The organism is Desulfosediminicola ganghwensis (assembly GCF_005116675.2).
Taxonomy (GTDB): Bacteria; Desulfobacterota; Desulfobulbia; order Desulfobulbales; family Desulfocapsaceae; genus Desulfopila; species Desulfopila ganghwensis.
On sequence record NZ_CP050699.1, the window covers coordinates 5,365,387 to 5,377,540 of the forward strand.

Below are 12,154 nucleotides of genomic sequence, written 5' to 3' on the forward strand. Positions count from 1 at the left end.
CGGGTCAGCTGCTCTGATTGCACAGCAATTCAGGGTCAGCCATAGCACTCCAGGGCAGCACCAGGGTTGAAGCACTTATCACCTGGTGCTGCCTTTTTACGTAACCTGAAACCACCGCTGCAGAAGATAACGCCATGACTTCAATCAAACATTCCCACCTGCAGCGTTTTTACGATACACTATAACAAATGTCAGGCGGCAGATGAGGCGATTCTCTGTTCCGACCTGTTCAGTATCAGGTGACCAATGCTCCAGCAACCAGTGCCACAGGAGCCCCGGTTCCTTCAGGAGAAAACGATGTCAATTTCCATCCTGCTCGTGGAAGACGATATAGACCTTGCCGAGACAGTAGTCCAGTATCTTGAATATGAAGAGATCTCCGCCGATCACGCTTTCAACGGCGAGGCCGGCCTGAACCTTGCCCGTCAAAGCGACTATGATGTAATAGTACTCGATGTCATGCTCCCGAGGCTGGACGGTCTTTCTGTCTGCTCACGCTTGCGGGAAGACGGAGTTGATGTACCGGTACTGATGCTCACGGCCAGGGGCACGCTGGACGACAAACTCGCCGGATTTGAAGCGGGCACCGACGACTATCTTGCCAAACCGTTCGAGCTGGCCGAACTTTCGGCGAGGATAAAAGTGCTCGCTAAACGCAGAAGCGGAGAAACCAAAAAACTCGTAGTGGGCAAGCTCACCATGGATCTCAATCGCCGGGAAGCATATCGGGGTGAAAAACTCCTGAAACTGACCCCTACCTGCTGGGAACTCCTTGAAGTGCTCATGCGCCGCTCTCCTGCCGTGGTCAGCCGCTCCAGCCTGGAAGAGGCACTCTGGGGAAATGACAGACCTGAAAGCAACAGCCTCAAGGTCCACATGCACAAGCTCAGGCAACAGGTGGATGGAGCTTCCGATTTCCCTATGATTCAGACCGTTCCAGGTCACGGTTTTGTCTTGAGGAACAATGAAAGTTCATAGTATGCGCCGCCATATGATCCTGTATCTCTTCGGTGTTAGTGCACTTATGGCGATCATTTACGGCATCCTCATGAATGCCTATCTCATTAACGGTCTTGAGGCTGCCGCCACTTTTGAAATGAAGCTTGAAGCAGCACGTTACGCAAAAAACTACCAACAAAATGACAAGCCTCCTTCACCCTTGAGCCCGCATATCGCGTTTTACAGAGGTCGTGACGAACTTCCTGCAAAACTTCGCCAACTCTTTCCAGAGGGAGCCAATAAACATCAGAGTTTATACATAGCTAGAGATACCCCTGTATCGACCACCAACGAGAAAGGCGATTTTTACATTTTCATGCCCTACGACCTCCATGACGGGCAACAACTTCTCCTCGTTAAGCATTTTAAAAAAGAATATTGGCAAATAGTTGATCCACCGAACATCGATTTCCTCCGCTTTATGGCTATTCCACTTGGGATTGCTTTTGTACTCATTGTCCTTTTGGCAGTGCGGGCAATGCTAAACAAGCTCTACAAACCGATCAACAAACTCACCACCTGGGCCGGCGATTTAGATCCCGAAGGGCTGTCTCGCCCTCTGCCCAATTTCGGTTATCAGGAGGTCAATGGACTTGGCGCACTCCTCCACAGCTCCATGAAAGGGTTGGCAGACTCCCTGGCCAGGGAGCGGCATTTTGTGCGACACGCCAGCCATGAATTGCGCACACCACTTGCTGTCATTCAGTCCAATATCGAGCTGCTGAGCCGGATGCACCCTGAACTACCAAAACCTGAGCGTATTCCTTTTGATCGCATCCGTCGGGCTACTTCCAACATGAATAAAACCACCGAGACTCTGCTCTGGCTCTGTCTTGATGACAACAGGATACCTGAACCTGAGGCAGTGGCACTCGATGTGATGGCCCGGGATCTGGTCTCTGAAAACAGATACCTGCTCGATGGCAAACAGGTTGGTGTCGAACTCGTCCTTGAACCTACCCAAGTGAGCACCATAGCCTACGGAGCACGTATCGCCATGGGTAACCTGATCCGGAACAGCTTTCAATATACAGCTGAAGGTACTGTCACAATATCTGTGAAGAATAGATCAATTACTGTTACCAACATCAACCGTAGCTCACATCATATCGACAATATCGGCAGTGACTACGGATACGGACTCGGGCTTATTCTCGTCGAACAGATCACTCAGAAAACAGGATGGCAATATAGCAACGAGGAAATCCCCGGAGGTCGTAACGCAACAATAGTATTCCGCTGCGCCAGCAATAGTGGTGATCATGATCACGATGATCTGATAATCCCTGGTTTCCGCAATACCATCGGGTAGCAACTGCATGACTCGAATCCATCCGGATTATGGCTCATGCACGGGCCTGAAAATTTCGTACTCACCTGTTCTAACGCTTCAGGCCACTGCAATTGTGGCAGACCAATCAAAAACTTCTTTTTGTGGGTATCCACCCATTTCCTGCCAAAGGGTTGCAGGATCGGATAGCGGGTTCAATGTACAGGATTAACCAGCATTTCTCACAACCATTTTTCAGCGGTAAGCAGCAGCTATCACATGGTTACATGAAGCTTTCAAACTGTTACCGCTCCTCAACTGAACAGAACGTAAAGTTAACTCCGGTTACCCGGCAAATGTAAAAATTAAAAACATACTGGTAGAATCATAGGAGATACTTATCTTGGTGAATGTGAGAGTTTTTCCACTTGTTCCTACACATTCAGCCCCAGGATCTCAAGTATCTCGCTAAAGCTCAATCGTTGTTCATTCGTTTTACTTCATCATCACGAGCCTAACCTATTGATATCTTAACAGAGGGAATTTTATGGAGAAGATTACCATCAAGGCTCCACTATCAGGTGTCATCTACCCTATCGAACAGGTTCCTGACCCTGTTTTCTCGCAGAAAATGGTTGGTGACGGAATCGCCATCGATCCGATCAACTCTGTTCTCACCGCCCCTTTCGACGGCAAGGTGACCCAGTTGCACAGTGCCCTGCATGCCATCACAGTCACCCATGCCTCCGGCCTGGAGGTGATGATGCACATTGGTCTGGACACTGTGTCGCTCAAGGCTGAAGGTTTCAGTCCGTTCGTTACAGAAGGTCAGTCGGTCAGACAGAATGATAAACTGATTGAATTCGATACCGACTTTATCGCCACCAATGCCAAGAGCCTCATGACTCAGGTTATCCTGACCAACGGCGAGGTTGTTGAAAGCATTGAAAAATCGTCAGGTAGCGCGAAAGCGGGCGAGACAGACCTGCTGCTCGTCACCATGAGAGTAGCTGCAGCAGAAGCGGAGGAAATAGGCAAAGAAGTCATCTCGGAAGCAGTTATTATACCAAATATCACCGGCCTTCACGCCAGACCCGCAGCCGTTCTGGCCGGGCTTGCCAAGAAATTCTCTGCAAAGATAGAACTCATCAAAGATGACGTTTCCGGCAATGCCAAGAGTGTCGTTGGTCTCATGAAGCTCAATATCTCATTTCAGGATAAGGTTCAGCTCCGTGCCGTGGGAACAGACGCAGCCGAAGCCGTGGCTGAGATATTGCCACAGCTTGAAAGCGGGCTTGGCGATGAAGGTACTGTGCCGCTTGCCGCGCCAGCATCTATCGAAGTTCCACCAGACCGCGCTGCACCGGCACCACCCCGGAGTGGAGACCCCAATTTACTGCTCGGCGTTTGTGCATCCCCTGGTATTGCCGTCGGTACAGCGGTGCAGGTAAAGAAAGAGAAATTCGATTTTGCAGAAGAGGCGGGTGACCCGTACACCGAAAACGTTCGCCTCGCCAAAGCCACGGAAAATGCCAAAAATTACCTTGAAGCTTTGCAGATGAATCTGCATATGCAATCCAACCCGGCCAAAGCAGCGATATTTGCAGCCCATCGTGAGATTCTTGATGATCCGGATCTTTTAGATATCGCTAAAAGTCTCATAGCCAAAGGAAAAAGCGCTGAATATGGCTGGCAACGCGCATTCTCCTCTTATGCTAAACAACTCGAGAACCTCAAAAACGAGGTACTCAGAGAACGCGCCAACGACTTGCGCGATGTCGGTCACAGGGTACTCAGAATTCTAACCGGTAAGGAATCTGAAGAACTCACTTTACCGGAACAGGCTATTATCGTAGCCGAAGAACTTACGCCTTCTTTTACCGTGACCATGGATACTTCCAAAGTCATGGGATTCTGTACCACCACAGGGGGCGCCACCTCCCACGTGGCAATTCTAGCCAGAGCCCTGGATATCCCCGCACTTGTCGGCATCGAGGCCAGTGCTTTGGATATCAAAAACGGGACCACTCTGATTCTTGACGGCACCAGGGGCTCCCTCAGGATCGACCCGTCAGATGAACTTATTAAGGAAACCATTGAGCAGAAAAACCTGCTCAAGAAACAACGAGAGAAAGACCTGGCTGCCGCCATGGAACCAGCCACAACGCTGGATGGTAAAAACATTGAGGTTGTCGCTAATATCGGCGGGGTTGACGAAGCCAAACAATCTGTTAAATCCGGTGGCGAGGGTGTCGGTCTGCTACGTTCAGAGTTCCTCTTTATAGACAGGATGACCGCCCCGACCGAGGATGAGCAGTATGAAGTGTACAGGGCCGTGCTTGATGCTCTTGAGGGGAGACCGCTCATAGTTCGTACCCTGGATGTTGGTGGCGACAAACCACTCCCATACCTGCCCATGCCCACCGAAGAGAATCCGTTCCTCGGTCAGCGCGGCATTCGAATCGGCCTTGAGCGCCCTGAACTGTTCAGGGTGCAGGCCAGGGCAATCCTGAGGGCCGGTTCTCACGGTAAGATCCGCATCATGTTTCCCATGGTTTCAACCATTCAGGAAATTCGCGACGCCAAGACAATGCTCGAAGAAGAGCGCACCAAACTTGGGGTGGACCCCGTTGAAGTGGGAATCATGGTTGAGGTGCCTTCAACAGCAATCATTGCCCGGCAATTCGCCAGGGAAGTCGATTTCTTCTCGGTCGGCACCAACGATCTCACCCAGTATAGCCTGGCCATGGATCGGGGGCATCCAAAACTCGCTGCCAAGATCAGCGCCTTAAACCCAGCGGTACTCAAACTGATTAAGCTCGCCACGGAAGGTGCGCACCTTGAAGGAAAGTGGATCGGTGTCTGTGGCGGCCTCGCCTCAGACCCGGATGCTGTGCCCATACTGGTAGGCCTGGGCGTTGATGAGTTGTCTGTTTCAGTTCCGGTATTGCCGTCGATAAAGGCCGAAGTTCGCAAGTGGTCGGAAATGGACTGCAAAAACCTGGCTGAGAGTGCTCTGGAATGTATTTCCGGCGCCGATGTCCGTGAACTGATTGCTCAAGCGAGGAAGTAACATGATACAAGACCTCTGGAAAAACTCATTTTCCTTTCTGCAGAAAATCGGAAAGGCTCTTATGCTGCCGGTAGCAATCCTGCCGGCAGCCGGTATCCTGCTCGGTGTCGGTAGCGCCGGGTTCTCCTGGATTCCCGATATCATCAACAACGTTATGGCCTCAGCAGGCGGGGCTGTCTTCGGCAATCTGGCACTGCTGTTTGCGGTGGGTGTAGCGCTTGGGCTCACCCAGAACGACGGTGTTTCCGCCCTCTCCGCTACAGTCGGTTATGCGGTTATGGTGGCAACGCTGGGGGTTATGGCCGCTATTCTTGACTTGGAGACCTCCACCGTCATGGGGATGGAATCCGTCGAAACCGGTGTCTTTGGAGGTATCGTTGCAGGTGGTCTTGCCGCCTATTTCTTCAACAAATATTACCGGATAAAACTACCAACATACCTCGGTTTCTTTGCCGGAAAGCGATTCGTACCGATTGTCACCGCGTTTGGCGCAATCATCCTGGGTATCGCCTTGAGTTTTATCTGGCCTCCCATCCAGGGTGGCATTGACGCATTTTCCCATTGGGCCTCAACCGGTAATACCGCCCTGGCCGTGACAATTTACGGATTTGTTGAAAGAATGCTGGTCCCATTTGGCCTCCATCACATCTGGAACGTGCCGTTCTTCTTTGAACTCGGCACCTACACCACAGACAGCGGTGAAGTGGTTCGAGGCGTACTGAACCGCTTTTTTGCCGGCGACCGTGAAGCTGCTATTCTGGGTGGTGGTTTTGTCTTCAAGATGTTTGGTCTTCCCGCAGCGGCCCTGGCCATTTATCATACGGCCAAACCTGAAAATAAGGTGAAGACCGGCGGTATAATGCTATCAGCCGCGCTCACCACCTTCCTGACCGGTATCACCGAACCACTCGAATTTTCATTTCTCTTTCTTGCCCCACTGCTCTATCTCTTTCATGCACTTCTTTGTGCTGCCGCATTTTTCATTACCTACATGCTCGATGTTCGAATGGGTTACTCTTTCTCCCATGGGTTAATCGATTATCTGCTTTTTTATGCCATTGACATTAAACCATGGATGCTGCTCATAATCGGTCCCGCCTTTGCTTCTGTCTATTACGTAGTTTTCCGGTTCGCCATTTCCATGTTCGACCTGAAAACTCCAGGTCGCGAAGATGAAACCGATGAAGGTGCGGCAAAAGATACCGCAGCCGATGCCATGTCTAAACAACTTGTACTCGCCTTTGGTGGCAGGAGTAACATCGAAAGTCTGGACGCCTGTATCACCCGCCTGCGTGTTGAAGTAAAAAACATGGATCTGGCCAGCCCTGATAAACTCAAAGCGCTCGGCGCTGCCGGGGTAGTTACCGTGGGCAATAACCTGCAAGCGATTTTCGGCCCGCAGTCTGAAAATCTGATGACCGATATGAGAATCTTTATGGATAGTGCTGGAGATGAAGCTGAGCTGACAGAGCAGGATAAGCCCTCTGCCGTCGCCTACAAAGAAGAGGAGATCAAACCAAAACTCCGCGACCACGAAGCACCGCAAAAGGTGGCTAACTGGCTGGTCGCACTTGGTGGTGCGTCTAACATCGCCTCAGTGGAGCACTGCGCCCAGACCCGGCTGAGGGTCACCATGAAGAACCGTGGCCTGGTTGATGAAACCGCCTTACGTCAGAGCGGCATTGACCATTTTATCAATATCGACGACTCAACCATGCACCTGCTGGTAGGATTGAATGCCGATCAATATTCGGCAGAGATGCGTGGACAGGTTGCCGGCGGGTAGCTGGAAAAAAACAACTCTAGAAAACTCCAACCCCTTTACTGCCTCGCAGAAAGGGGTTACCTCGCTCCTGTTCCAAGGCGCTGCTGGGTATTGCTCTCCCTATCAGTCGAAGCAGGCCGGCCAGCATTACCGACTCAACAATGAACTATTGTTAGTGATCCGGAACTACTTACGTCCCACACCTCACACCTACCCGCCCCCACAACCTCAATCAGCCGCGACGTTTTCCCTCCAACCAGTAAATACCGTCGCCCCGACTAGGTATTTACACCTGTTTGCAAGCAGTTAATTGTCTGAAAATATTGAAATCGGCTCAAGGCACTGATATATCAACCACAAGCCCCAAGACCCTAACACGCCGAACAATCCATATTCGCAAATTTCGTACGAAATAGCAATTACTTACACTTCATTAACCGTGTTTTTTTATGTATCCCTGCTACTATCAGTCGATGCAGTCTACAACTGCTTCATTTCAGAATCTTTTGGGGAAAAGAATTACACAGGAAAACAGGAGAAATTGAGATCATGAAGGCAAGGCTAGAACAGGAAAAAAGACGCAAGATACTATCTTCAATCATCTTCAACGTGGTTTTTACCGTCGGTGCAATACATTCAATCGGCACAGTAGGTTTCGCTGCTCCAATTACCTATGAAGGGGATTTGGGGACTAGTGAAGATTTTTTTGGCCAGGTCGTTGCAGGCAACAATTACTCGAATCCAACAGGATGGAGTTATTATGCTTTTGGAGCAAAAGCAGGCACCGTCATTACAATTAATGGACACAGGCAGGAAAATGCCCTGGATCCAGTTGCCGGTGTTTTCAGCGGAATTTTTACAGATACCGCAGAATTGCCAGGCAGCTCGATAGGTTCCGGCATAACTTCGGCGGACGACAACATGGCAGAATTGCCTGGTTTTTCAGGCCCCTGGGCGGATCCGAGCATTTCTTTCGTCGTCCCGGACGACGGATTATATACCTATGCAATTTCCAGCTTTGTGAGCGGCGATCCTGGTATTGATGGTGTATACGATTACATGATTGTGGCTTACCATGTTGATAACTCAGTAGAATCCATGATAATGGCAAGGGCAGCCGCAGTCTCTACCGATGCTTTGTTGCACAATCAGGGCAAAGAAGAAAATGTTCTGATATCACAATATATCCACAATCAATACGATTTTAGTCAGGGTTTTCTTCAGGATTCCGGCCACAGGGGGATTACTCTCTGGGCAGTGCCGGTATACCGGAATCTGGATTTGGGGGAAGGGAAAACATTTCTGGGCGATGCCGACGGCACACGAAACGGCTTGTACGTGGGTATGGATATACTCCGTAGGAAAGATGTGCTTTGTGGAATCGCCTTCAAAGCACATCTTGAGGAGATTCAATTCGACCTGTTCGAGACGGAAGTCCAGACATCAAGTGTAGGAGCTGCTCTCTATGGGGCCTATACCTTACCCTACGGTGTTATATTTCATGGTTCCGCAAGTTACGGATATATCCAGAATGATTTACAATACCAATTATGGGATCAAAAACCCGAGGATGAATACAATTCCCAACGATGGCTTGCCGCTGCCGGACTAAGCAAAATGTTTCAGGTAGAGAGTTATCGATTCCTTATCGGCGGTAACTATATCTTTGGTTATGAATCTTCTGAAAAATTCAGTACAACAGACGGGATACAGGTCAAAACGGATTCCGCTCAAGTGGATATCCTGGATCTGAACCTCGATGTGACCAAACAGGTCTTAGCTAATCTTGATGTCTATGGTTCACTCCACTTCCAAACAGACCTGAACAGGTCTTTAGCTGACAAGGATTCCGGTGTCGATTTTTATCTGGGATTTATCACGGAACTCGATCCAGGTATCAGCTTTGACTTACGGACCGTGATTGGAACCGGCGATATTGATGAGTATGGAATTCAGGGAACCCTGTCAATCCAACTCTAAAGGTATGTATTGCGCATGACTTGCCGCCAGCCATACAATCTGGTGGCAAGTCATGTAAAGATTAGCTTTTCAAATTATGTGCTCATTCTCCCGAACACCAGCGACATCCCCGATCGCCTCCCGCAATCTGGTTGAGAGCTGTGACACTGAGAATGGCTTCTGGATAAAACCTTTACACCCTTTATCCAGGATTTCCTGTGCCTGGCCTTCGATACTGTAACCGCTACAGAGTAGAATTCTTGCCTCGGGGTCTATTCGCTTCAGTCGATCAAACAGTTCTCCGCCACTCATATTGGGCATGATCATGTCCATTATCACTGCCTGTATGTCGTTTTTATTCTGACTGTAGAGAGCAATGGCATCGAGACCGGACTGAGCGGTAAGCACTGTGTAACCAATAGACTCCAGAATCTTTTTTCCCACCTCTATAATTACCGGCTCATCATCCACCAGCAGCACAGTGCCCGAACCGTAGATCACTTCCTCAACAGGTTCCGTTTTATAAATCACCTTCCTGGTAGTTACCGGAAGTAGCACGGTAAAGGTTGTTCCACAATCTTTTTCGCTGACAACCGATATTGTGCCCGAGTGATTGCGGATAATACCATAGACCATGGCCAACCCCAGGCCCGTCCCGCACCCAACCGGCTTGGTTGTGAAAAACGGATCAAAAATCTTCGCCATGGTCGCCTGATCCATTCCATGCCCGGTATCTGAGACTTTCATGCATACATATGGTCCAGGCGACAATTCGTATAATTGTGCCATGCCCGAATCCAACTCCACGTTACTGGTACTTACCTCAATGAAGCCACCATCCGGCATCGCCTGGGCTGCGTTGACAAGAAGGTTAATCAACACCTGCTCCATCTGATTGGCAGCCGCCTCAATAGAATTCAGGTCAGCACTCAACAGACTGTTTACAGACACTTCTTTTCGAGTTCGACCAAACATGGAGATACACTTTTCTACGAGTGCGTTCAGATCGATTGGTAAGACCTCATATTTTCCACCCTGGGCAAAACCAAGCAACCTGCCGGTTAAATCGGCGGCACTGCTCAAGCATTCCTCAATAGAAGTCAGCTGAGCATGATCAGGATGGTCTTCAGGCAGTTGCGCCAGCATGAGCGAAGTTCTGCCCTGAATCCCCATCAACAGGTTGTTGAAATCATGAGCCACTCCACCGGCAAGGGTTCCCAGGGACTCAAGCCGCTGCGACTGTTGAAGTTGTTCCTCCAACTCGCGGCGAGCAGTCTCTTCCTGCTTGCGATGGGTTACATCTCTGGCGATCCCTCTGAACCCAAGAAGCTGCCCCTTATCGTCTCTAATCGCTGTAAGAACTGTCTCTGCAAATTTGGTTTCACCGTTCTCTTTATTTATCTCAAGCTCTCTGGCTTCGCCGGGCTGCTTCGATTCAAGTACCTCCTGAAATATCTCCCGTATCTCCCGCCTTGCTTCCTCATCCTGGTAGTCAGCACTTCTCATAGCCAGCAATTCAGTCTCGCTGTAACCAAGCATCTCGCTCATCGCCCGATTCACCAGAGTCAAATGGCCTTCACAATCAATCTCAAAGTAGCCTTCTTCTATACTTTCTATGATGTTTCGATATCGTCTTTCACTTGCGATAAGGGCTTGCTCATTCCTCTTGCGTTCGATGGCCAGAGCAACCTGGTCTGATACAGAAGTCAAAATCTCTAAATCGATCGGCCCAAACTGATGCGGATTCTCATAACACTGCGTTGCCATCACACCGATCACTTCTCCCTCTATCTTCAATGGCACACCAAGCCATACTTTCGGTGCGGTACCAATAATCCTATTCGCAGTCGCCCGTTTCCTCAGCGTTTCTTCGCCATGAAAAACAGGTTTGCCGGATGTTATTACCTCGCCAGTGAGAGATTTGTCTGTACGGAAAGGATCATAGGACTTCAGTACAGGATCATTTGTATCTACAAAATAGGGGAAAAGGATTTTACTGACATCTTTGTGGTATATGGCGATAAAGAAATTGCTCAGGTTCATTACTTCGCCAAGTATGCGATGGATGGAAATGTAAAGGTCGGAGAGATTTTTCGTGGTGTTGACTGCGCTTGAAATACGAAACAAGGTGTTATTAATAAGCTCTGCACGCTCACGTTCTGCCACCTGCTGCTTCAATCGCTTGTTGGCCTCGACCAATTCAGCACTGTCATCACGCATCTGCTCTCGCAATTTTTTTAGAGCATTTTTCGATATTTCCTTGAGCATCAGCCCCCGATCACTAGCTTCAACCATTTCCTGTAATTATTAATTTGTGAGGAAGGATACACTCCCTCTGCTTGCTCCTTCAGAGCGTCGTTACTTGCCAACCCTCCCCCGAACAGTCAACCCGCATTAGGTTCTCGATATGTTATCTTACATTTACAAATATAACTCTCATTTTCAAGAAGATAGACAATAAATTATATCCCTGCCACATACTAGGTGCACCTCCTTGGCCAGGCTTTACCCCTGGGGTTTCCCGGCCAGATTCGCCAATTCAGCCGGGACTATTTCAGAATCTGTTTTGGTCTGCGTATGTAATAGCGATAGTAGCCAACGATATTTGAACTGATAAATATTATTTCCATCACTACAGCCCCCGGAGAGCCCGCCAGGATATTATGGGCAAGCCAGAAGCAGGTTCCCACAAACATAATCTCTCTCAATCGTTTATCGTTTTTACTAAATGAGGCTACAGTTCCAAACAATGCGCCAATAGTGCCCAAAACCGAAAGATGGCCCTCATATGTAAAGAAAAATACCAGCATGGTTATTGACAGGTATATCCACATTAAAACTCTGGCTGTCGAAAATATTGTTGTGAAAAAGCGGGTTGAGTTCAGCAGGGACAGGCAGGCTGCTGTCCAGTGCCCCAGGCACATGAAGTGAATTGAGATAAGCAGGCAGGATACCGCCAGGCAGGCGACGATATGAGTTCTATTCTTGAATTGAAACGAAAGCAGGTCTGTACAGATGGCAATACTGATAAGAATCTGGGAAGCTATAAAAAGGGACATGAAGGGGGACTCTCTGAATATGCTGAAAA

At 49.2% G+C, this 12,154-nt stretch carries 8 protein-coding genes; 5 read left to right on the top strand and 3 right to left on the bottom strand.

Annotation, left to right across the window (positions count from 1 at the left end; genetic code table 11):
• Positions 1-4: 4 nt before the first annotated feature.
• Positions 5-148: a hypothetical protein gene (locus tag FCL45_RS23140; protein WP_153305533.1), complete on the bottom strand. Its 144-nt coding sequence runs from the start codon at positions 146-148 to the stop codon at positions 5-7.
• Positions 149-297: 149 nt separating this feature from the next.
• Here FCL45_RS23140 and FCL45_RS23145 point away from each other — a divergent pair, with 149 nt between their 5' ends.
• From FCL45_RS23145 to FCL45_RS23165, 5 genes are all read left to right on the top strand, one after another.
• Entirely contained in the window at positions 298-978 is a 681-nt protein-coding gene (locus tag FCL45_RS23145; RefSeq protein ID WP_136795711.1) for a response regulator transcription factor, read from the top strand.
• A complete protein-coding gene (locus FCL45_RS23150; protein ID WP_136795712.1) occupies positions 965-2,311 on the top strand; it encodes a sensor histidine kinase in 1,347 nt (448 codons plus the stop codon). Before FCL45_RS23145 ends, FCL45_RS23150 begins: the two co-directional genes overlap by 14 nt.
• A gap of 505 nt (positions 2,312-2,816) precedes the next feature.
• Entirely contained in the window at positions 2,817-5,342 is a 2,526-nt protein-coding gene (ptsP, locus tag FCL45_RS23155; protein ID WP_136795713.1) for a phosphoenolpyruvate--protein phosphotransferase, read from the top strand.
• A gap of 1 nt (position 5,343) precedes the next feature.
• The gene (ptsG, locus tag FCL45_RS23160) at positions 5,344-7,128 is read left to right on the top strand and encodes a PTS glucose transporter subunit IIBC (protein ID WP_136795714.1); all 1,785 of its coding nucleotides are present in this window, start codon (positions 5,344-5,346) and stop codon (positions 7,126-7,128) included.
• 528 nt (positions 7,129-7,656) lie between these two features.
• Positions 7,657-9,087, top strand: coding sequence for an autotransporter domain-containing protein (locus tag FCL45_RS23165; RefSeq protein ID WP_136795715.1), 1,431 nt, complete (start codon positions 7,657-7,659; stop codon positions 9,085-9,087).
• A 69-nt stretch (positions 9,088-9,156) separates the two neighbouring features.
• Here FCL45_RS23165 and FCL45_RS23170 read toward each other — a convergent pair whose 3' ends face one another.
• Positions 9,157-11,361, bottom strand: coding sequence for a hybrid sensor histidine kinase/response regulator (locus FCL45_RS23170; protein ID WP_136795716.1), 2,205 nt, complete (start codon positions 11,359-11,361; stop codon positions 9,157-9,159).
• 254 nt (positions 11,362-11,615) lie between these two features.
• A complete protein-coding gene (locus FCL45_RS23175; protein ID WP_136795717.1) occupies positions 11,616-12,125 on the bottom strand; it encodes a YgjV family protein in 510 nt (169 codons plus the stop codon).
• Positions 12,126-12,154: the final 29 nt, after the last annotated feature.

Coding starts and splice junctions, on each gene's coding strand:
- FCL45_RS23150 (WP_136795712.1), top strand. CDS start 965: ATGAAAGTTCATAGTATGCGCCGCCATATGATCCTGTATCTCTTCGGT.
- FCL45_RS23165 (WP_136795715.1), top strand. CDS start 7,657: ATGAAGGCAAGGCTAGAACAGGAAAAAAGACGCAAGATACTATCTTCA.
- FCL45_RS23145 (WP_136795711.1), top strand. CDS start 298: ATGTCAATTTCCATCCTGCTCGTGGAAGACGATATAGACCTTGCCGAG.
- FCL45_RS23175 (WP_136795717.1), bottom strand. CDS start 12,125: ATGTCCCTTTTTATAGCTTCCCAGATTCTTATCAGTATTGCCATCTGT.
- ptsP (WP_136795713.1), top strand. CDS start 2,817: ATGGAGAAGATTACCATCAAGGCTCCACTATCAGGTGTCATCTACCCT.
- FCL45_RS23170 (WP_136795716.1), bottom strand. CDS start 11,361: ATGGTTGAAGCTAGTGATCGGGGGCTGATGCTCAAGGAAATATCGAAA.
- ptsG (WP_136795714.1), top strand. CDS start 5,344: ATGATACAAGACCTCTGGAAAAACTCATTTTCCTTTCTGCAGAAAATC.